Origin of the sequence: Haloferax sp. Atlit-10N (assembly GCF_003586325.1) — an archaeon.
In the GTDB taxonomy this organism is placed as follows: domain Archaea; phylum Halobacteriota; class Halobacteria; order Halobacteriales; family Haloferacaceae; genus Haloferax; species Haloferax prahovense.
In genome coordinates this window covers 138,705-158,074 of sequence record NZ_PSYX01000004.1, presented here as the reverse complement: position 1 = coordinate 158,074, position 19,370 = coordinate 138,705, and the positions used below count along the sequence as shown (strand labels likewise).

At 67.9% G+C, this 19,370-nt stretch carries 21 protein-coding genes; 6 read left to right on the top strand and 15 right to left on the bottom strand.

Going from position 1 to position 19,370, the window contains the following annotated elements; translation table 11 throughout:
- The first annotated feature begins 423 nt into the window (after window positions 1–423).
- Both C5B91_RS13985 and ppk2 read left to right on the top strand, forming a co-directional pair.
- Complete coding sequence (locus C5B91_RS13985) at window positions 424–1,122, top strand: TrkA family potassium uptake protein (RefSeq protein WP_049913348.1); 699 nt, start codon at window positions 424–426, stop codon at window positions 1,120–1,122.
- A gap of 60 nt (window positions 1,123–1,182) precedes the next feature.
- Window positions 1,183–2,013 (top strand): polyphosphate kinase 2, encoded by an 831-nt coding sequence (gene ppk2 / locus C5B91_RS13980; protein WP_008091063.1) that lies wholly within the window; start codon window positions 1,183–1,185, stop codon window positions 2,011–2,013.
- A gap of 34 nt (window positions 2,014–2,047) precedes the next feature.
- On the opposite strand, the gene C5B91_RS13975 is transcribed toward ppk2, so the two are convergent.
- The 5 genes from C5B91_RS13975 to hemC form a co-directional block, all read right to left on the bottom strand.
- A complete protein-coding gene (locus C5B91_RS13975) occupies window positions 2,048–3,493 on the bottom strand; it encodes a DHH family phosphoesterase (protein WP_115819866.1) in 1,446 nt (481 codons plus the stop codon).
- A gap of 162 nt (window positions 3,494–3,655) precedes the next feature.
- Window positions 3,656–4,849: an MFS transporter gene (locus C5B91_RS13970; protein ID WP_115819865.1), complete on the bottom strand. Its 1,194-nt coding sequence runs from the start codon at window positions 4,847–4,849 to the stop codon at window positions 3,656–3,658.
- Window position 4,850: 1 nt separating this feature from the next.
- The gene (locus C5B91_RS13965; RefSeq protein ID WP_115819864.1) at window positions 4,851–5,594 is read right to left on the bottom strand and encodes a uroporphyrinogen-III synthase; all 744 of its coding nucleotides are present in this window, start codon (window positions 5,592–5,594) and stop codon (window positions 4,851–4,853) included.
- The gene (cobA, locus tag C5B91_RS13960) at window positions 5,591–6,466 is read right to left on the bottom strand and encodes a uroporphyrinogen-III C-methyltransferase (protein WP_115819863.1); all 876 of its coding nucleotides are present in this window, start codon (window positions 6,464–6,466) and stop codon (window positions 5,591–5,593) included. Before cobA ends, C5B91_RS13965 begins: the two co-directional genes overlap by 4 nt.
- Before the next feature lies 1 nt (window position 6,467).
- Window positions 6,468–7,541, bottom strand: coding sequence for a hydroxymethylbilane synthase (hemC, locus tag C5B91_RS13955; protein ID WP_008091071.1), 1,074 nt, complete (start codon window positions 7,539–7,541; stop codon window positions 6,468–6,470).
- Between the two features lie 124 nt (window positions 7,542–7,665).
- Between hemC and C5B91_RS13950 the strand changes: the two genes are divergently transcribed.
- Together C5B91_RS13950 and C5B91_RS13945 are read left to right on the top strand one after the other, a co-directional pair.
- Complete coding sequence (locus C5B91_RS13950) at window positions 7,666–8,055, top strand: hypothetical protein (protein WP_115819862.1); 390 nt, start codon at window positions 7,666–7,668, stop codon at window positions 8,053–8,055.
- Between the two features lie 111 nt (window positions 8,056–8,166).
- On the top strand, window positions 8,167–8,346 hold the full coding sequence (locus C5B91_RS13945; protein ID WP_233514260.1) for a hypothetical protein: 180 nt from the start codon (window positions 8,167–8,169) through the stop codon (window positions 8,344–8,346).
- A gap of 36 nt (window positions 8,347–8,382) precedes the next feature.
- Here C5B91_RS13945 and C5B91_RS13940 read toward each other — a convergent pair whose 3' ends face one another.
- The 7 genes from C5B91_RS13940 to hemB form a co-directional block, all read right to left on the bottom strand.
- Window positions 8,383–9,720, bottom strand: a complete 1,338-nt coding sequence (locus tag C5B91_RS13940) for a glutamate-1-semialdehyde 2,1-aminomutase (protein WP_049967935.1) — start codon at window positions 9,718–9,720, stop codon at window positions 8,383–8,385.
- A 125-nt stretch (window positions 9,721–9,845) separates the two neighbouring features.
- The gene (locus C5B91_RS13935; RefSeq protein WP_008091078.1) at window positions 9,846–10,553 is read right to left on the bottom strand and encodes a type II CAAX prenyl endopeptidase Rce1 family protein; all 708 of its coding nucleotides are present in this window, start codon (window positions 10,551–10,553) and stop codon (window positions 9,846–9,848) included.
- A 180-nt stretch (window positions 10,554–10,733) separates the two neighbouring features.
- The gene (locus C5B91_RS13930) at window positions 10,734–11,105 is read right to left on the bottom strand and encodes a P-II family nitrogen regulator (protein ID WP_004973960.1); all 372 of its coding nucleotides are present in this window, start codon (window positions 11,103–11,105) and stop codon (window positions 10,734–10,736) included.
- Window positions 11,106–11,108: 3 nt separating this feature from the next.
- On the bottom strand, window positions 11,109–12,479 hold the full coding sequence (locus C5B91_RS13925; RefSeq protein WP_049967936.1) for an ammonium transporter: 1,371 nt from the start codon (window positions 12,477–12,479) through the stop codon (window positions 11,109–11,111).
- A gap of 380 nt (window positions 12,480–12,859) precedes the next feature.
- On the bottom strand, window positions 12,860–13,219 hold the full coding sequence (locus tag C5B91_RS13920) for a P-II family nitrogen regulator (RefSeq protein WP_004973958.1): 360 nt from the start codon (window positions 13,217–13,219) through the stop codon (window positions 12,860–12,862).
- Window positions 13,216–14,634, bottom strand: coding sequence for an ammonium transporter (locus tag C5B91_RS13915; protein ID WP_008091084.1), 1,419 nt, complete (start codon window positions 14,632–14,634; stop codon window positions 13,216–13,218). Before C5B91_RS13915 ends, C5B91_RS13920 begins: the two co-directional genes overlap by 4 nt.
- Before the next feature lie 343 nt (window positions 14,635–14,977).
- Window positions 14,978–15,961, bottom strand: coding sequence for a porphobilinogen synthase (gene hemB / locus C5B91_RS13910; RefSeq protein ID WP_115819861.1), 984 nt, complete (start codon window positions 15,959–15,961; stop codon window positions 14,978–14,980).
- 105 nt (window positions 15,962–16,066) lie between these two features.
- Here hemB and C5B91_RS13905 point away from each other — a divergent pair, with 105 nt between their 5' ends.
- Window positions 16,067–16,579 carry a DedA family protein gene (locus C5B91_RS13905; RefSeq protein ID WP_008091088.1) on the top strand — a complete coding sequence of 171 codons (513 nt, stop codon included), beginning with the start codon at window positions 16,067–16,069 and terminating at the stop codon, window positions 16,577–16,579.
- Between the two features lie 78 nt (window positions 16,580–16,657).
- Here the strand turns inward: C5B91_RS13905 and C5B91_RS22485 are convergent, their stop codons facing one another.
- Both C5B91_RS22485 and C5B91_RS13900 read right to left on the bottom strand, forming a co-directional pair.
- Window positions 16,658–16,822 (bottom strand): DUF6757 family protein, encoded by a 165-nt coding sequence (locus tag C5B91_RS22485; protein ID WP_004045157.1) that lies wholly within the window; start codon window positions 16,820–16,822, stop codon window positions 16,658–16,660.
- A gap of 75 nt (window positions 16,823–16,897) precedes the next feature.
- A complete protein-coding gene (locus C5B91_RS13900; RefSeq protein WP_008091110.1) occupies window positions 16,898–17,692 on the bottom strand; it encodes a PHP domain-containing protein in 795 nt (264 codons plus the stop codon).
- 132 nt (window positions 17,693–17,824) lie between these two features.
- Here C5B91_RS13900 and C5B91_RS13895 point away from each other — a divergent pair, with 132 nt between their 5' ends.
- Window positions 17,825–18,109: a hypothetical protein gene (locus tag C5B91_RS13895; RefSeq protein ID WP_004973953.1), complete on the top strand. Its 285-nt coding sequence runs from the start codon at window positions 17,825–17,827 to the stop codon at window positions 18,107–18,109.
- 129 nt (window positions 18,110–18,238) lie between these two features.
- On the opposite strand, the gene C5B91_RS13890 is transcribed toward C5B91_RS13895, so the two are convergent.
- Window positions 18,239–19,246, bottom strand: a complete 1,008-nt coding sequence (locus C5B91_RS13890) for a DUF5784 family protein (protein ID WP_008091113.1) — start codon at window positions 19,244–19,246, stop codon at window positions 18,239–18,241.
- Window positions 19,247–19,370 lie beyond the last annotated feature (124 nt).

The following is a 19,370-nucleotide window of genomic DNA, read 5'->3' as shown; positions in this document are numbered from 1 at the left end:
ACACAAGCATCCGATATGAGGATTTCGTGGATTTCGTGCCCGAAACCGAACGCGAATCCGGTTTGGCGTCGGTTCGTCACTCTCCGATTCCGAGATGTAAATCATATTCTGCTATATCGAATAGTGTTCGAGAGCGAATCAGGGAGTCATAGCCAGAATATTGGGTTGTTTAAGGACAAACGGTTTTATACCCGAACGGTTGTCGAACACTAGATACATGGCCGAATATACACTCAAACACGAGTCAAATTTCTCCAAACGTGGACAGACTAGTAACTCTTCACTGTCGAGACGCCCGATTCGTCGCGATTGCGGGCCGCACGAGCCAGATCGGTCGCGCTCCCACGAGGTGTCCGCGCCCCCGTGACGTACGACCGCCGCATTCTCATCGACGCGCTGGCGCACAGGCCGTTGCTCCGGCGGATGGTCCGGCCGCTCGTCGCAGTCGCGGCGTTCGTCGTCGCCGGCGTCGGCGGATTCAGCGCCCTCGCCGGCGCGTCCCTCGTCGACGCGGCGTTCTGGCTTCTCGACCCGACCAGCATCGAACTCCACTACCAGACGCACGAGGGGCCGGCGACGCTGGTCAAGGCGTACGCCATCGTGATTCTCACCGGCCTCATTGGAACCGGACTGTGGGCCGGCGAGACGTTCGTCTCCGCGGCCTTCGGCGGGCAGATACGCGAGGAACTCGACCAGATGAAACTCCAACGAGAGATAGCGGAACTCGAATCGCACGTGGTCGTCTGCGGCTACGGAACCTTCGGTAAGACGGTGGCGGCGCGGCTCCGCGAGATGGGGCGCGACGTGGTCGTCGTCGAGAGCAAGGAGGCGCAGTACCAGCGCGCGCTCGACGCGGACCTGCTCGCGGTCGAAGGCGACGCCCGCCGCGAGGACAGGCTCATCGACGCGGGCGTCGAACGCGCCGCGACGGTCGTCGGGGCGATCGACGACTCCAAGGTGAACATCCAAATCGCCATCGCGGCGAGCCGGTTGTCCCCCGACGCCAAACTCGTCGTCCGCGCGGGCGACCAGATGGACGAGGCGCTCGCGCGCCGCGCCGGTGCCGACGAAGTCGTCGTCCCGGAGATCGTGAGCGGCGAGCAGGTCTGTTCGGACCTCTGAACCGCCGCGCCGACCCCATCTCTCCGCCTGCTATTTGTTCACAGCGCACGCAGTTCGCCTATGCCCACCGACAAACCTCGCTACAACGACGAGGGCGTCCTGAAGAAGAAACAGTACAAACGCGAGTTGAACCGCCTGCAGGAAGAACTGGTGAAACTCCAGTACTGGATAAAGGAACACGACCTCAGGGTCTGCGTCGTCTTCGAGGGGCGGGACGCCGCGGGCAAAGGTGGCGTCATCAAGCGCATCACCCGCCGGCTCAACCCGCGGGTGGCGCGGGTCGTCGCGCTCGGCAAACCCACGGAGCGAGAGCGCGGCCAGTGGTACTTCCAGCGGTACGTCGAACAGCTTCCGACCGAGGGCGAGATGGTGCTTTTCGACCGGAGTTGGTACAACCGCGCGGGCGTCGAGCGGGTGATGGGCTTCTGTACCGACGAGGAGTACGAGGAGTTCCTGCGAACCTGTCCCGAGTTCGAGCGGATGCTCGTCCGGTCGGGCATCGTCCTCGTCAAGTACTGGTTCTCCATCAGCGACGAGGAACAGGAACGGCGGTTCCAGAAGCGAAACGAGGACCCGAAGCGCCGCTGGAAGCTCAGTCCGATGGACCTCGAAGCGCGCTCGCGGTGGGCCGACTACTCGGAGGCCAAAGACCGGATGTTCGAACACACCGATACCGACGACGCTCCGTGGCACGTCGTCAACGCGGACGTGAAGCGCCACGCGCGACTCAACTGCATCTCGCACCTGCTGGAGCAAATCGACTACGAGGACCTCACGCCCGACCCCATCGAACTCCCGTCCCGACAGGACGACACCGGTCACGAGCGCCCGCCAATCGACAGTCAAAACTGGGTTCCGGCGAGGTTCGGGTCGAATCCGGTCGACGACTGAGCGCCGTCTTCCGTCGCCGGTGGGAGATTTTGTTTCAGTCGTCGCTGTCGTCGCTATCGGCGTCTCCCAACTGCTCGCCGACGATGCGGTCCGCCTCGGCGATGAACGCCTCGACTTTGCCCTTCGGAATCGTCGCGCCCGCGGCCACGTCGTGGCCGCCGCCGTCGCCGCCGACCGATCGAGACGCCTCGCGCATGACCGCCGAGAGGTCCAACCCGTCTCGGACCATCACGTACGACCCGCGCGAGGAGACTTTCACCTCGCCTTCCTCGGTGTCGGCGAACGCGAGGACCGGAATCCCGTTTCGGGTCGCGCCGGTGCCGACGGCCATCCCGGCGACGATGCCGACGATGGTTTCGCGTATCTCGTCGCCCGCGTCGAACCACTGGAGGTTGTCTTCGACGTGGACGCCGTGTTCTTTCACCCACTGGAGGCCGTTCGAGAGGTTCTTTCGGTGGTTCCGAAGGAGCCTGCGCGCCCGGTCGAGCGCCGCGTCGCGCTCGCCGAGACAGACCGCGAGGCCCACGTCGGCGCGGTCGTAGCGCGCGGTCGCGTTCAGGAGCGTCGAGAACTCGCTCACGTCGCGGAGTTCGGTTCCTTCTTGCTCCCGAGAGAGCACGTAGGTCGTCCCCACGAGGTCGTCGATGCGGGACGCGGGCACGCCGCTGGCGATGGCGCGGCGAATCAGGGCGCTGGCGAGCGTCTGGCGCTCGTCGCCGGTGAGGTCGACCCACCGCTTCCACTCGCCGTCGTCGTCGCGGCAGGCCACGTCGAGTTCGGTGAGGAACTCGATGGCTCCGGCCTCGTTGTTCGAGATGCCGGGGATGCGAACGTCGGTCGCGTACTGGAGGAGTTTGGGGAGCGCGCGGGTCTGGCGGCCGTAGATGCGGAGGTCGGTGCCCTCCTCGACGACGCCGGCCTCGACGCCCTCGTCGACGATGCCCGCGTTGGCCCCGCGGAGTTCGCCGTTCGTGTCCTGCATGTCGCCGACCGCGCCGACGACGGCGAGGGCGGCGAGGTCGCGGTTGTCGACGCCCTCGGGTTCGAGCGCCCGCGCGAGGACGTAGCTCGCGCCCGCGCCGGAGAGTTCGCTCGCGCCGTTGAGGCCGAACCGGAGCGGGTTGAGGTGGTGGTCGGTCTCGACGCCCTCGGCGGGCTGGTGGTGGTCGGCGATGACGGGGTGGAAGTCGCCCGCCGCCTCGTACTCGGCGACGATGTCGAGTTGGCCGCTCCCGAAGTCCGTGAACAGCACGGTGTCGTAGTCGGTCGCCGCGATATCGGCGACGGCGGCCTCGTCGAGTTGGCGGTAGAACACCGTCTCGAAGGGGATTTCGGTGCGTTCGAGTGCGGTCGAGGCGATGCCGGCGCTCGTCAACCCGTCGGCGTCGATGTGCGAGGCGAGGAGCACCCGGTCGGCGTCGCGGAGGCGGGCCGCGCAGGCCGCCGCGTGCTCGGCGAGTTCGGGGACGGGTCCGTCCATTGGTGTGGTACTCACGCCCTCTCCGGCATAAACGCTGGTAGTTCGGGCACGGAACCCCTTCGTTTCCACTCCAGTTCGGCGGCGAACATGTGTCGTGGTTGCCGCGGTTCGGTATAAGAAGCCTCGCCCGCGGGGCGGGGGATTGGTCGACCGCGACGCCGGTCAGATTCGCCGTCTGACGACGAACAGGAGGACGGTCGCGAGCACCGTCGAGCCGGCGACCAGCGCCCAGCCGGCCCCGTATCCCGTCGATTCCACGACGAAGCCGAAAAGCGGCGGGGCGACGAGGCCGCCGACGTTGAGCGCGGTCTGGCCGCCGGCGGTCGCCGCGCCGATGTCGCTGTCGTCGACGACGCCGCTCAGACAGGAGTAGAAGACGCCGGTCGAGCCGTGGATGGTGAGGCCGAGCGCGACGAAGACGGCGATGGTGAGCGCGAACGAGCCGCCGGTTCCGACGAGGAGCGAAAAGAGCGCGACCGCGCCGGCCAGTTGGACGAGCGCGACGGTGGCCGCGCCGCGGGCCCCGCCGAGTCGGTCCGCGAGGCTCCCCGCGCCGATGCGGCCGGCGCTTCCGGTCACCTGCGTCGCCGCGAGGACGCCCCCGGCGAGGGCGGGGCCGGTTCCGACCACGTCCTGCACGTACAGGACGGTGTAGCCGAGCATCGAGAAGATGGACGCGCCGATGAACAGTCCGGCGGCGACGAGCGCGACGTAGGCGCGGTTGTCGCCGAGGCCGGCGAGCCGGGGTCGTTCGAGCCGGCCGGTTCCCGGGTTCCCGCGGTAGCGCGTCGCGAAGACGAGCGCGTAGCCGGCGGCGAAGACGCCGATTGCCCAGAACCCCACCTGCCACGCCGCGACGACGGCGACGCCGGTGACGACGAGCGACGACGCTCCGCTACCGAGGGTGACGCCGACCTGTTTCAGCCCCATGGCGAGGTTCTTGCTCCCGGCGGGCGCGGCCGCGACGATGCCGCGGTTCGACGCCGGCATCGCGGTCGAGTACGCTGCCCCGAGGAGCGCTACCGTCACCAACAACAGGAGGTACGACGGCGGCGCGAACGTGACGCCGACCAGCGCGACTGCGAGCGCCAGCAGGCCGACGACCATGACGGGCTTTTCGCCGTAGCCGTCGACGGCCGCGCCGCTGGGGAAGAGAAACACCGTGTAGCCGAGCAGGCCGGCGGTCAGAAAGAGACCGACGAGCGACTCGGAGACCGAAAACGCCTCGCGGACGAAGCCGGTCGCCGCGAAGATGGCGTAGTAACAGAGGCTCGCGGCGGTCTGCCAGCCGGCGACCGAGCCGACGGCGCGCCACGAGCCGTCTCTCGTCTCGGCTCCCGCCTCGGTTCCCGTCACGTCACTCGTGATACGTCGGCGCGGCCGTCTCGACCGCGGCCACCGCGAGTGACTCGAACGTCGCCTCGTCGGGGACGACGGTCACGTCGATGCCGTGGGACGCCGCGGTGTCGCGGGTCGGCGGCCCGATTGTGCCGACGACGGCGTCGTTCAGGCCGGCGATGGCCTCCTCTCGGATACCCCGCTCCGCGGCGGCGTCGAGGAAGTGTTCGACCGTGAGCGACGAGGTAAAGAGGGCGGCTTCGAGGTCGCCGGCCGCGGCCAGTTCGGCCGACTTTCCCGCTCCCTCGGGGCGGACGAGGCGGTAGAGCACCGTTTCGTGGACGTCCGCGCCCGCGTCGCGCAGGCCGTCGGTGAGGACGGGACTGCCGTGGTCGCTCCGGGCGACTTCGACCGTCGCGCCGTCCACGTCGGGCGCGAGGTGGTCGACCAGTCCCGCCGAGGTGTACTCGTCGGGGACGCGGTCGACCGTCCAACCCGCGTCGCGGGCGGCGTCGGCGGTCGCGGGGCCGATGCAGCACAGCACCGCGTCGCCGGGTTCCCAGCCGTCGGCGGTGAGGAGTTCGACGCCGGTCTTGCTCGTTAGGACGACGAACTCGCCGGCCTCGGGCGTCGCGCCGGTCGGTTCGATTGCGAGCATCGGGTCGGGGACCGGGGTCGCGCCGAGCGAGTCGAGGAGTTCGACGGCGCGCTCGATGCGGTCGTCGTCGGGGCGGAAGACGGCCGCGCGGACCTGCTGGCTCATTCGTCTCCTCCCGAACCTCCCGCGGTCGCGTCAGTCTCGGCGATGGCGTCCGCGCCGCCGCCCTGCAGGAACTGCTTCACGCGGTCGCGAGTCGCGGCGACCTCGCCGATGACGGTGATTGCGGGCGGTTCGATGTCGGCCTCGTCGCGCACGTCGACGATGGTGTCGAGGGTGCCGGTGGCGACGCGCATGTCGGGCCACGTGGCCCGCTCGATGAGGGCGACGGGCGTGTCGCCGTCCATCTCCGCCTCGCGGAGTTCGGCGGTGTACAGCGGGAGTTTGCCGACGCCCATGAGCACGACGAGCGTCCCGCCGGTCGCGGCGAGCGCGTCCCAATCGACCGCTGACTCGTCTTTCGTCGGGTCCTCGTGGCCGGTGACGAACGACACCGACGAGACGTGGTCGCGATGGGTGACGGGGATACCCGCCGCACCGGCCCCGGCGACCGCCGAGGTGATGCCCGGCACGACTTCGAAGGGAATCCCGTTGTCGGCGAGGTGTTCCATCTCCTCGCCGCCGCGGCCGAAGACGAACGGGTCGCCGCCCTTCAGGCGCACCACGTCCTTGCCCTCGCGGGCGAGTTCGACCAGTCGGTTGTTCGTGTACTCCTGCGGGGTCCACTCGCCGCCGGCGCGCTTGCCCACGTCCTCGCGCTTGTCGGCCGGAATCATCCCGAGAATCTCCGGGCCGGGAAGCTTGTCGTGGAGGACCACGTCAGCCTCGTCGATGAGGCGGGCGGCCTTCATCGTCAGCAGTTCCGGGTCGCCCGGGCCGCTACCGACGAGGTGGACCGTGCCGACGCCGTCGCCGTCGGTCGCGTCGCCGGTCGACCGTTCCTCCGCCGTCCCGGGTTCCGCGTCGTCGGCCGTCATCTCACTCCTCGGCCTCCTCGCGGGCGGCGTCGACTAACTGGCCGGCACCACGGTCGCGCAGGGCCGCCGCGAACTCGCGGGCGGCGTTAGCGTGGTTGCCGACGGGGAGGTCCCGAGAGGTCTTGATGGACTCCGAGCCGTCCGTCGCGAGCACCTGCACGTCGACGTGGACGTGCTCGCCCTGCAGGAGGGCGTGGACCCCGACCGGGGCGATACAGCCGCCGCCGAGTTCGGCGAGAATGGTCCGCTCGACGGTCGTCTCGACGCGGGTCCGCGGGTGGTCGAGTTTGTCGCGGATGAGGTCGATGACCTCCGAGTCCGCGGCGGTCACGGCGATGGCCCCCTGTCCGGGCGCGGGGACGAACGTCGTCCGCGGCAGGCGCTCGTAATTCACCTTCTCCGAGAGCCCGCTGCGCTTGAGTCCCGCCTCTGCGAGGACGATGGCGTCGTACTCGGTTTCGACCTTCCGACCGAGCGCCTGCCGTTCGAGTTCGGTGAGCCCCTCGAACCACTCGTCTGCGGTCTCGTCGAACGCCTCTTCGTGGTCGGTCTTGCCCTTCTTCTCTTGCCGCTCTTTGTCGTTTTCGACGCGGGCCTCGTGTTCGCGCTGGAGGTGCGTCGCCAGCAGTTTCTCGATGCGGGTGTCGACGTTGCCCCGGAGCGGTTCGACTTCGAGGTCGTCGCGGTAGTTCAGCAGTTGGGCCTGCCGGCGGAGCGACGACGTGCCGACGACGGCTCCCTCCGGCAGGTCGTCGATGCCGTGGCCCTCTGCCGTGACGAGCACGTCGCCGGCGGGCGCGCGCTCGGGAACGCCCGCGACGACGAGGTCGGCGGGCTTCTCGGTCGGCATGTCCTTCATCGAGTGGACCGCGGCGTCGACCTCGCCGTCGAGGACGCGCTCGTCGAGCGCGCGGACGAACGCGCCGGTCTTGCCCAGTCGGTGGATGAGTTCGTCCTGAATCCGGTCGCCCGTGGTCTCGACTTCGACGAGTTCGACGTCGAGTCGGCGGCCCGCGAGCGCCCCCTGCACGCTCGCGGCCTGCGCGCGAGCGAGCGCCGACCCTCGCGTCGCCAAGCGAAGTGTTGTAGTCATACGCGTCAGTCCGGCCCCCGCGTTGAAAAGCCCTCCAGTTCGCTCCCGCGCGCCGGGTCGAATCCGAACGGAAGACCGATACAGTCCCCGTGCGACGACCCGGACGATGCCCTCCCTCGATTCGGTCGTCCGGCAGGCCGGCGACCTCGTCGTCGTCGCGCTCCTCCTGTTCGGCCTGACTTCGGTCGTCGCGCCCCTCGACCTGCTCCTCTCGGCGCTCGGCGTCGAACCCCCGTGGTTCGCCGGCCTCGCCGCGGCCGCGCTCGTCGCACTCGCGCTCCTCCTCGCGCGCCCGCTCCGCCTCCGCCTCGTCGCCCGCGTCTGGGGTATCGGCCTCGTCGTGACCGCCGTCTGGATTCCCCTGTTGGTCCTCTTCGAACTCCAGGGGAACCCGGTCGGCATCCTCGTCTCGTGGGCGGTCTGTCTCGGCGTCGGCGTCGCCCTGACCTATCCGCCGCTGTGGCGGGCGGCCGAGGCGCGACTGCGGGCCGAGTGACCGGGTTCGCGCCGGGTCGCAGTCACGGCGAGTGACTCTCGCTCGCACGGCCGAATCGCGCCCGTGTCGAAGTGCCGAACAGTTATGCGCCTCCGCGGCGACGCCTCCGACGTGAACAGGTCCGTCCGTCTCGCGCTCACCTTCGGCGTCGCGTTCGTCGTCGCGCTCCCGCTCGGATTCATCTTCGCGCCGGACCCGACGGGGGTCGTCCCGCTTTTCCTCACCGTCGGACTGGCCGCCGTCTTCGGACTCCCGGCGTACCTCGGGCTCTCTCGGGCGATCGCGTCGTAAAAAAGCTCCTTCGGCGGGTCGCAGGGCGGGACGCGCCTACAGCGCTTGCTTGTACGCTTCCAGCGTCTCCTCGATGTCCTCGTCGGTGTGGGCGTAGGAGACGAACTGCGACTCGAACTGGTTCGCCGTGAGGAACACGCCCTGGTCTTTCATCTCCTGCCAGAAGACGCGCTCCCAGCGGTCGGTCTCCGCTTTCGACACGTCCGCGCCGGTCTTCGGGCAGACGTCGTAGTTGGGACACGACTCGACCTGCGCGCAGCCGTCGGCGCAGGCGTCGGCGCGCTCGGCCGTCCCGTGGCGCGTGAACACCGTCTTGAACATCGAGTCCGTGCCGACGACGGTGTACTCGGGGGCCTGGTCTTCGAGGATGTCCGTGATGCCCGACCGAAGCTTCTCGCCGAGGCGGTCGACGTGTCCGTACACGTCGTTTTCCGCGGCGTACTTCAGGTACTCGTGGCCCGCGGCCATCGTGACCGGATGGCCCGAGAAGGTTCCCGACTGGAACACGTCGCCGCCGGGGGTGAACTGCTCGACGAGTTCGGCCTTCCCGCCGACCGCGCCGACGGGGAAGCCGCCGCCGATAATCTTTCCGAACGTCGTGAGGTCGGGCGTGACGCCGAACTTGCCTTGGGCGCACTGGAGGCCGCCGACGCGGAAGCCGGTGATGACCTCGTCGAAGATGAGGAGCGCGCCGTGCTCTTCGGTGACGTCGCGGAGGGCTTCGAGGTAGCCGTCGACGGGGTGGACGATACCCGTGTTCGCCAGAATCGGCTCGGTCAGCACCGCGGCGATGTCCTCGCCGTGTTCCTCGAACACCTCGCGGACCGTCTCCTCGTCGTTGAACGGGACGGGGATGGTGTGTTCGGCGAACGAGGAGGGGATGCCGGGCGTCGAGGGCTTCGCGTTCCCGGGGCCGCCCTCGACGAGCGTGGACTCCTGTGCGCCGTGGTAGCCGCCCTGCATGACGACGATTTTGTCGCGGCCGGTGACGCCGCGGGCGAGGCGGACCGCCGAGACGGTCGCCTCCGTGCCGGAGTTGACGAACCGCAGCATCTCGACGGAGGGGACGTGTCGCGCGACGAACTCGGCGTGTTCGACCTCGATTTCGGTCGGCGCGCCGTACATCGGCCCGGCCGCGGCGTGCTTCTGGACCGCCGACTGGACGGGTTCGGGGGCGTCGTGGCCGTAGAGGAGCGGCCCGTAGCCCAGCACGTAGTCGATGTAGCGGTTCCCGTCGGCGTCGATGACGTGCGCGCCGTCGCCGCGCTCGACGAAGAACGGGTACGGTTGCGTCGCCCGGACCGAGGAGTTCACGCCGCCCGCGAGCACGGACAGCGCGCGGTCGTACAGCGCCCTTGACTCGTCGTGGTTCATGCGCGCCGGTTCGACCGCTCGCGGGAAAGACCTTACTGGGTCGGCCGCACCTGCCACCGGCGAACCAGTAGACGACACGGCCGGCATGAACTGTCGGGTGTCGGGACTGCGGCGACCACCGAGACCTACCTCGCCGTCCCGTCGGCGGCGGCCTCAGCGCCGTCGGCGTCGTCGGCCTTCTCCACCGACCCGGCCAGGAGCAGTCCGACCGCGTCGTTGAGCGCGTGGATGCAGGCGAGCGCGACCACGTCGCGCACGAGGAGGTACACGACCGTCGTCAGGAGCGCGGGGACGGCGATTCTGGCGACCGCGCCGCGCTCCCAGCCGACGGCGTGGCTCGCGGTGAACGCGGCGAACGAGACGCCGCCCGCGAGAAGCGGGCTGCCGGTGAGTTCGAGGAGCCGCTCGACGGCGTAGCCGTGGAACAGCACTTGCTCCGTGACGCCGGCGGTCCCGGCCACGAAGAGCCGGTGTCTGACCGACAGCGAGGCCAGTCCGGTCATCCCCTCGTCGAGGCCGCCCACGCCGAGTCGGTCGAAGACGGGCGTCGTCACCGCGTTCGCGGCGAACAGGAGGAAGACGCCGCCGCCGACCACCGCGACGAACGCGAGGGGGTCCAGCGAGCGGCCGGTCATCGAGGACAGCGGTCGCCCCTCGACGACGAGGACGTAGCCGCACAGGAGGGCGAAGACGGCCCACTTGTTCGCGTCGCTGACGAGGAGGTCGGCGCGGAGGTCGTCGGGTTCGGAGAGGTACCGGTCAGCGAGCAGTCCGGCGACTGCCATTCCGAACAGCGCGACCGCGAGTCCGCCGAGGACCGCGACAGTCACCACGTGGAGCCACCGCTCATCGTCACGACGCTCGGTGCGGAGCGGAAAAACGGTTTCGCGTGGGTTCGGCTCTCGCCCCGCGAGGGGCCACCGGTACGTTCGACCGAACCGATATAACCCCGTCGCCGGTCGGAGCGACGGGCGTGGGGACGGTACGAGGACCGCCGACAGAGAACGAGCGGCTCAGACCGCGTCGCGTCCGGTCTTGCCGGTGCGGACTTGGACGGCGCTCTCGACGGGGAAGGTGAACACCTTCCCGTCGCCTTTCTCGCCCGTGTGGGCGGCGTCGGCGATGGCGTCGACCACGTCGTCGGCCGGGATGTCGGCGACGACGCACTCGACTTTGACCTTCTGGTGGAGGTCGACGGTGTACTCCTCGCCGCGCCACTGGCTCTTTTTCGCGGGCTGAGAGCCGCGGCCGGAGACGTTGGTGACGGTCAGCGACGGCGCGCCGATTTCGGCGAGCGCGGTCTTCACGTCGGAGAGCTTGTCGGGGCGGATAACGGCCATGACGAGCTTGATGTCGCCGTCGTTCGGAAGGTCGGAATCACTCATAACTCAGTCCTCCCGGCCCGTCGTCATGAATCCATCCCCGCTCGGGACGCCGGAGCCGTCGGTGCGGATGCCGGTGTCGGCGTCGGGCGAACCGAACTCGGGGTAGGTGTCGACGCCGTGTTCGGCGGTGTCGAGCCCCTCGCGTTCGTGGTCCGAGGAGACGCGGACCTGTCCGATGGCCCGGAAGCCGCCGAAGACGACTGCGGTCGCGGCGAACGTCCAGAGGGCGATGACGCCGACGCCGATGACCTGCGGGACGGCGAGCGAGACGAAGGACGCGCCGTCGTGCCACAGCGGGACGGCGAACACGGGGTAGAGGAGCGCACCGAGGATGCCCGCGGAGCCGTGGACGGGGAAGACGGCACACACGTCGTCGATGTGGAGGCGCTTTTCGACGAACTCGAAGACGACCGGGAGCTGTGCGCCGGCGAGGAGGCCGACGGCCAGCGCGCCCGGCCAGACGATGTCGTCCGCGATGGCGGTGACGCCGACGAGCCCGGCGAGGAGGCCGTTTGCGACGTAGAGCGTGTCGACCTTGCCGGTCTTGTACATGGCGACGCCGCCCGCGCCGATTGCGCCGGCGGCCATGCCGAGAGTCGTCACGAGGGCGACGCGGCCGACGTAGGCGAAGGAGCCGAGCGTGACCGCGCCGTCGGCGTACGCGAGGGGCGCGGCGGCGGTGCCGACGTTGAAGCCGTACCAGCCGAACGCGAGGATGAGCGTGCCGAGGACGGCGAACGTGATGGAGTGGCCGGGAATGACGTTCGCCGTGCCGTCGGGCTTGAAGCGGTTCATGCGCGGGCCGATAATCCACGCCGCGGTGAGGCCGGCGATACCGCCCATGCCGTGGACGATCATGCCGCCCGCGAAGTCGTGGAAGCCGAGGGCGTCGAGGAAGCCGCCGCCCCAGGTGAAGCCGACGACGACGGGGTAGATGACGCCCGCGATGAGGATGGTGTACGTGAGGTACGCCCGGAGCCGGGCGCGGCCCGCCACGGCACCGGAGACGATGGTGGCGGCGGTCATGGCGAAGACGGCTCCGAACAGCCAGTCAACCCACGCCGTCGTCGCCGAGGCGTCGGGCGCGTAGAGGCTCATGAACGCCCCAGAAATCGTCGTCGCGGGACCGCCGGTGAAGGCGGCGACGATGGACGACACCGCCGCGCCGAGCAGGAAGAACACGATGACGCCGATACTCCACGTCAGCAGGTTCTTGGTCAGTTGGTTGGCGACGTTCTTCGCGCGGACCTGCCCGGCTTCGAGCATGGCGAAGCCGGCGTGCATGAAGAAGATGAGGAACGTGACCGTGAGGACCCACACGAGGTTCACGCCCTCGACGACCGAAGCGAGGTCGGCCTGCAGGGGTGTCAACATACGATTCCTCCGGCGAACAGTTCGAGCTGTGAAGTTGGACAGTCGTTCATATTGGTGCTCGATTCGCGACCGAATGTCTCGCGAACCATGAGAGATGCTATCTACAGACGTTCATATAACGGTTCGCGTTGACAAATGACCACAAAAAGGCGTTCTGAGAGACGTATGTCCGATATAGGATGAAGTATGTGTTGTATAAGGACGTAAGGCTAGCACTCAGTAAACAAATGTTGCCACGTAATCCGACGAATGTAGTGTAGAATTAGTAATAGGAATAGTTCGGGGGCGTTCATCGAACCCCAGTCGGGTGCGCACTCGCGCGGGCCGCGGCGGGAGTGGCAAACAGAGACGTCGAGCCGGTTTCGGTCGCAGGTGCGCGCTCAGACTGCCGGGTTGCCCTCCTTGCCGGTGCGGACTTGGACGGCGCTCTCGACGGGGAGGACGAACACCTTTCCGTCGCCTTTCTCGCCCGTGTGGGCGGACTCAGCGATGGCCTCGACCACGTCGTCGACGGGAATATCGGCGACGACGCACTCGACTTTGACCTTCTGGTGGAGGTCCACGGTGTACTCCTCGCCGCGCCACTGGCCCTTCTTCGCGGGCTGAGAGCCGCGGCCGGAGACGTTGGTGACGGTCAGCGACGGCGCGCCCGCCTCGGCGAGCGCGGTCTTCACGTCGGAGAGCTTGTCGGGGCGGATGATGGCCATCACCATCTTGATTCCCTGTTCTTCGTCGCTCATTGGCTGTCACCTCCGTTGGCTTCGACAGCTTCGTCTTCCTCGACGCCGCCGTCGGTGCGCACGTCGCTGCCGCCGTCGGTCGCCGTGGGCGAGCCGAGTGCGCCGTCGGGACCGGCGTCGCCGACGAATTCGGGGTAGACCGAGACGCCGTGTTCGCCGACGTCGAGGCCTTCGACTTCCTCTTCTTCCGAGACGCGGAGGCCGAAGGCGGCGTCCGCGATGGCGAAGACGACCGCCGAGGCGAGGATGGTCCACGCGGCGATGACGACCACGCCGATGACCTGCATCGCGAGCTGGGTTCCGGAGAAGCCGCTCACCGCGAAGACGGGAATGAGTGCCGTGCCGACCGCGCCCGCGACGCCGTGGACGGCGAAGACGCCACACACGTCGTCGATTTTGAGCGAGTCGACGGTCCAGCGGTACGCCGGCAGGACGATTGCGCCGCCGAGCGCGCCGAGGATGAGACCGCCCCACCACGTGACGTGGGGGACGGCGCCGGTGACTGCGACGAGACCGGCGAGCAGGCCGTTGGCCATCCAGAGGGGGTCGGGCTTGCCCTGGTAGCTCGTCGAGACGATCATCGCGGCGACCGCGCCGGCGCCCATGCCGAGGGTCGTCACGAGGGCGACGCGACCGAGCGCGGCACCCATGAACTCCAGACCGCCGCTTTCGGTGGTCGCGAGGACCGTCGCCTGCGTGCCGACGTTGAAGCCGTACCAGCCGAACGCGAGGATGAGCGTGCCGAGGACGGCGAGCAGCATCGAGTGGCCCGGGATGGGCTGGCTGTCGCCGTTGGCGTCGAAGCGACCCTTACGCGGGCCGACCATCTTCGCGCCGACAAGGCCGGCGATGCCGCCGCACATGTGGACGACGGTCGCGCCGGCGAAGTCGAGGTAGCCGACGCCGAGGGCGGCACCGATGTAACCGCTCCCCGAGAGGAGGCCACCGGACCACGTCATGCCCTGCACGACGGGGTAGATGAGCCCGGTGATGGTGGCCGCGAAGACGATGTACGCGCGGAAGTCCATGCGTTCTGCGACCGCGCCGGAGACGATGGTGGCGGCGGTCATGGCGAAGACGGCTCCGAAGAGCCAGTCAATCCACGCGCCGGAGTCGCCGATGTACGAGAACGCGGCGGCGACATCGAAGCCGCCAGGCGACGTGAGGCCGCCGACGATTGTCGCGACCCCCGCGCCGACGAGGAAGTAGACGAGCACGCCGAGCGCCCAGTCGGTCATGTTCTTCATCAGTACGTTGCCCACGTTCTTCGCGCGTACCTGCCCTGCCTCTAAGAGCGCGAAGCCCGGCTGCATGAAGAAGATGAGGAACGAGACGACGAGGATCCAGACGTAGTTGACCCCCTGTGCGATAACGCTCGGGTCGACCTGTAGTGGAATCACGACTGCCCACCCCATGCGGCCACGAGTGACCGTTCAGCTACTTTTGCTCCGTATCCGTGTGGATTCTGGTGCTTCATCACGGTTCGGCTTCATGGTGAGTTAGTACATAAAGTGTGGGGTTGATTTTGTCAAATTTAGTGGGGCGTAATACCACAACTGCACAAAATAGGCTAGAATATTACGCATATAAGGTTGTATATCGTCCAAGGATTTTGAGATTCTCGGGTCTTCTGTGGACGAACGTTCAGGAAAATGTTGCCTGACAAGTGTGTTTTGGCCGTGCGCACCGCGGTATCGTGTCACGTAGTTCGGAGTTCGAATTGGCGGGTTCGGGGCGTTCGACTCGGCCGTCGACGCCTCAGTCGAGCTGCCGCGCCACGCGCTCTGCGAAGTACGTGATGATGAGGTCCGCGCCCGCCCGCTTCATCGACAGGAGCGACTCGTGAGCGACCCCGTCGAGGTCCAACCAGCCCTTCTCGGCGGCGGCGTGGAGCATCGCGTACTCGCCGGAGACGTTGTAGGCGGCGACCGGGTGGTCGTAGCCCTCGCGGATGGCGCGGACGATGTCGAGGTACGGCAGGCCCGGCTTGACCATCAGCACGTCCGCGCCCTGTTCCACGTCGAGCGCGACCTCGCGGAGCGCCTCGCGGGCGTTCGCGGGGTCCATCTGGTAGTGCCGCCGGTCGCCGAAGGCCGGCGCGCCGTCGGCCGCGTCGCGGAAGGGACCGTAGAAGGCGCTCTCGTACTTCGCGGCGTAGGACATGATGGGAACCTCGTCGCGGCCGGCGTCGTCGAGGGCGGCCCGAATCGCGCCGACCATCCCGTCCATCGAGGCCGAGGGGGCGACCATGTCAGCGCCCGCTTCGGCGTGGGAGACGGCCGTCTCCGCGAGCAGGTCGAGAGTCGGTCCGTTTTCGACGGTTAACGTCGGGTCGTCCTCGGCGTGGTCCTCCAGGACTCCGCAGTGGCCGTGGTCGGTGTACTCACAGAGACACACGTCGGTGATGACGTAGGCGTCGGTCTCGGCGGTGATGGCTCGAACTGCCTCCTGTACGACTCCGTCTTGCGCGTACGCGCGCGAACCCTCTGCGTCTTTCGACTCGGGGATGCCGAAGACGATGACGGCCTCGACGCCCGCCTCGCGGACCTCGGCGACGCGGTCGGCGGCCTCGTCGACCGGCACGCGCTCGTGACCCGGCATGGACTCGATGGGGACGCGCTCGTCAGTCGTCGCGTCCACGAAGACTGGCGCGACGAGGTCCGTCGCGTCGAGGGTCGTCTCCGAGACGAGCGGGCGAATCCCGTCGGTTCGAAGCCTGCGGGGACGGTCGGTGAACTCCATACACCGGGTTCGGCTGGCGGCGGCAAAATGCCGTCGCTCCCGTCGCTTCGCGCCGCATTATCCACCCCATAATGAACACAGTACCGTTCGAACCGCGCACACGACATGAGCGCCTTCACCGCCCAACTCCCCGACGTCCTTCGGGAGCTCCTCGCTTCCGACCTCGCTCTCGTCGCCCTCTTTTTCGTGTTCGTGCTGGAGGGTGCGATGCTCCTCTACGTCGCGCCGAGCGAACTCCTCGTGCCCGGGGCGCTGGTGCTGGTCGGCGAACGACTGTTGATTCCGATTCTCGCCGTCGCCGTTCTGGGCGCGACGCTCGGTCAGGTCGCGCTGTTCTCGGTCGCCAAACGGGGCGGCCGCGAGTACCTCCTCTCGCGGTCGTGGTTCCGCGTCGGCGAGGACTCGCTCGACCGGTTCGACGGCTGGTTCGACCGCTGGGGGCCGGTCGTCGTCCCGCTGAGCAACGCGATGCTGTTCACGCGCGGGATGCTCACCGTTCCGGCCGGTCTCTCGGATATGTCGACGAAGCGGTTCGTCGCCCTCTCGGCGGCCGGAACCGTCGTGTTCGAGAGCGCGCTCGCGGCGCTGTACGTGTTCGGCGGACAGGTCCTCGCGTAGACGGGTTCTCCGTCGCGGGCAACGCTCGGCGTCGCGGGGTAGGAAGGCGTTAGTGGAGGGACACCTGCTGACCGGCCGCTACTTTGTTCGATTAATGTCGAGTTTTTCCTTCAGGGCGGCGAGTTCCTCGGATTCGGCGAGTTCCTCGACCCGCTTGCGGAAGTGTCGCTCGCAGAGACCGACCTTAATGTGGTCCTTCTCCGCGGCGTATGCGGCCTCACGGTCGCAGTAGTGACACTGCATATCCCCCCTTCAGTTCCGATAGGATTTAACTCTACGCCCCACGGCACATTCGGAGTTATTCACGGACTAACACGGTTAGAGACCGTCTACCGCCGCGGCGAACCGAGCGAAGTCGGCCGCCGGCGGTCCGGCGCGGCCGAGGGTTTCGTCGTGGGCGTCGCTCCCGCCCGTGGCGAACAGGTCGTAGCGTTCGATGGCCTCGTCAACGAGGTCGCGGTCGACTGCGAAGCCGTAGGGGTAGTAGCGTTCCACGGCGTCGAGGTCGGCACAGAGGTCGAGCGCGCCCGCCGGGTCGCGGTAGCGGAACGGGTGCGCGAGGCCGACCACGTCGCAGGCGTCCCGGAGGGCCGCCACGCCATCGTCGAACGTCGGGAGTTCGCGCGGGACGTAACAGGGGCCGTCCGCGCCGATGAGCTCGTCGAACGCCCCTTGGTAGTCGTAGGGAGCGTCGCTGGCGTCGATAGCGCGGGCGACGTGCGGCCGACCGACGCCGTCGTGGATGTCGATGTCGAGGCTGACTCCGATCTCGGCTTCGACCGCCGCGACGATGTCGCTGGCGCGCTCCACGCGGTTCCGCTGGAGGCGCTCGACCGTCTCGACGAGGGCGGGTCGCTCTCTGAGCCCGTAGCCGAGGAGGTCGACCCGACGGTCGCCGGCGTCGACGCGCAGTTCGATGCCCCGAACGATAGTCACGCCGTCGCGTTCGATAACCGGGGCGTCGAGGTCCGGGTGGTAGCGGTCGTGGTCCGTCACGGCCACCACCTCGACCCCGCCCGCGCGGGCCGCGTCGGGGAGCGCGTCGATAGTGAGCCGGCCGTCCGAGGCGGTCGTGTGGAGATGGAGGTCCGCGACCGGCGGGCTGTCGTCCATGCCACGTGGTCGGGGCGAGGGAGGGACAAACGTTGCGCCCAGTATATCATTAAGGACGATTAAGGACTGCAAGGGCACTAATCAAATACATGGAAAATCATTAAGAATGATGACGACCCAGCTGTGGGTGTAATGCGCCTGAACGGACTCGGCGACGCCATCGATCGCCACGAATACCCGATTAGCTCGACCGACTTCGCCCAACGCCACGGCGACGAAGTAATCGAGCTCCAGAACGGTCAGGAGACTGTCGCACAGATCCTGGCCCGTCTCGGCGACGAGACGTACACGTGCCCGCAGGACGTGCGGGACGCCCTCTTCACCGGCGTCGGTCACGAGGCGATCGGTCGTCGATACTACAGCGACCGCGACCCGTCCCCGCTCGGTGAGAACGGGCCCGAGATGGTCTCGTTCTGAGGCAGGCTCTCGTCTCGTCTCGATTTTTTCTTTCTGACTGCGACCCGTGAGCCGTCGGCTCGGGGTCGGGTTCGGCGACTCGACCGCGCGCCCGCGATGCGCTCGGTCCACAACCGGTCAGAACGAACGTCAGTCAGCGAGCCACGGCAGGTCCACCGGGACCGACCCCTTCGAGTAGCCTTCGACCTGTCCCGACGGGCGGAGCCGGAAGACCACCGCGGGTCGGTGCCGCACGTCGGGCTTCTCGCCCATGATGGCGGACCAGTCGTCGTCGGGGAACGACGAGCAGTCGACGAACAGGGTCACGCCGCCGCCGTGTTCGGCGAGTTGGCCCTCGCCGTTAGTCTTGGTCTGTGCCGTGTCCCGAATCGCGGCGATTGGGTTGCTCACGGAGCGTCGGTTCGGCGGGAGCGGCCGCGTCACCTCGATGAGCGCGCCGCCCGCGGGGGTGTTCTCCGCGCGGAAGTCGATGGAGTGGCCGGTCGTCACGGCGATTTCGGGCGTGATGTCGTACCCCGCCTCGTCGAGGAGGTACGCCACGTCGAACTCGCCCATCGCCGCGGCCATCCGTATTGGGTCGAAGTACTCCGAGGTGCCGAGCTTTCCGGCCATGACCTCGCGGTACTCGTCGAGGACGCCCGTGGCGAAGAACGACTCGTAGAACTCCAGGGCCTCCTCACGGGTCGCGTCCGGGAAGCCCGCCGCGTGGTCGTAAAAGAACTCGCGGGTCGTCTCGCGGCCGTCCTTCGAGAGGAACACCGGGAGGAAGAACCACGAGAGGTGCGGATAGGGCTTCAGCCACGGCGACTGGTCGAACAGCTCGGCGATGAGTTCGCGCTGGGCCCACCGAGAAACCTCGAAGGGGGCTTCGTCGAAGCCCTCCTTGTCGGTCCGCCACAGCGAACTCGGCGTCTCGGTGTTGCCTATCCAGTAGGCGTGGTCGTCGGCCCACGCGAAGAGCGCGGTGTCGCCGTTGTCCATGTCGAACCGACGGGCCTCGTACCCCTCGGGCGGTGCGTACCACGGTGCACCCATCTCTGCGCCGAGGTTGGCGTCGAGCGGCTGGAAGATGTCGCGGGTGATGCGCGAGTCGTCCCAGCGTCCGGGGGCGTAACGAAAGCGAAGCGGGCGTGCCACACACGGTGTAGTTCGGCGATTGTTTTTACCCTTTCCTGCCGCGGGGCCTGTTTTCGGCCACTCCCTCCCCCTTCTGCCCTCGGTTACCTCCGGATATCCCCGAGTATCACGATTGTGAATCTCT

Coding starts and splice junctions, on each gene's coding strand:
- C5B91_RS13985 (WP_049913348.1), top strand. CDS start 424: ATGGTCCGGCCGCTCGTCGCAGTCGCGGCGTTCGTCGTCGCCGGCGTC.
- ppk2 (WP_008091063.1), top strand. CDS start 1,183: ATGCCCACCGACAAACCTCGCTACAACGACGAGGGCGTCCTGAAGAAG.
- C5B91_RS13975 (WP_115819866.1), bottom strand. CDS start 3,493: ATGGACGGACCCGTCCCCGAACTCGCCGAGCACGCGGCGGCCTGCGCG.
- C5B91_RS13965 (WP_115819864.1), bottom strand. CDS start 5,594: ATGAGCCAGCAGGTCCGCGCGGCCGTCTTCCGCCCCGACGACGACCGC.
- cobA (WP_115819863.1), bottom strand. CDS start 6,466: ATGACGGCCGACGACGCGGAACCCGGGACGGCGGAGGAACGGTCGACC.
- C5B91_RS13950 (WP_115819862.1), top strand. CDS start 7,666: ATGCCCTCCCTCGATTCGGTCGTCCGGCAGGCCGGCGACCTCGTCGTC.
- C5B91_RS13940 (WP_049967935.1), bottom strand. CDS start 9,720: ATGAACCACGACGAGTCAAGGGCGCTGTACGACCGCGCGCTGTCCGTG.
- C5B91_RS13930 (WP_004973960.1), bottom strand. CDS start 11,105: ATGAGTGATTCCGACCTTCCGAACGACGGCGACATCAAGCTCGTCATG.
- C5B91_RS13925 (WP_049967936.1), bottom strand. CDS start 12,479: ATGTTGACACCCCTGCAGGCCGACCTCGCTTCGGTCGTCGAGGGCGTG.
- C5B91_RS13920 (WP_004973958.1), bottom strand. CDS start 13,219: ATGAGCGACGAAGAACAGGGAATCAAGATGGTGATGGCCATCATCCGC.
- C5B91_RS13915 (WP_008091084.1), bottom strand. CDS start 14,634: ATGGGGTGGGCAGTCGTGATTCCACTACAGGTCGACCCGAGCGTTATC.
- hemB (WP_115819861.1), bottom strand. CDS start 15,961: ATGGAGTTCACCGACCGTCCCCGCAGGCTTCGAACCGACGGGATTCGC.
- C5B91_RS13905 (WP_008091088.1), top strand. CDS start 16,067: ATGAGCGCCTTCACCGCCCAACTCCCCGACGTCCTTCGGGAGCTCCTC.
- C5B91_RS22485 (WP_004045157.1), bottom strand. CDS start 16,822: ATGCAGTGTCACTACTGCGACCGTGAGGCCGCATACGCCGCGGAGAAG.
- C5B91_RS13900 (WP_008091110.1), bottom strand. CDS start 17,692: ATGGACGACAGCCCGCCGGTCGCGGACCTCCATCTCCACACGACCGCC.
- C5B91_RS13895 (WP_004973953.1), top strand. CDS start 17,825: ATGCGCCTGAACGGACTCGGCGACGCCATCGATCGCCACGAATACCCG.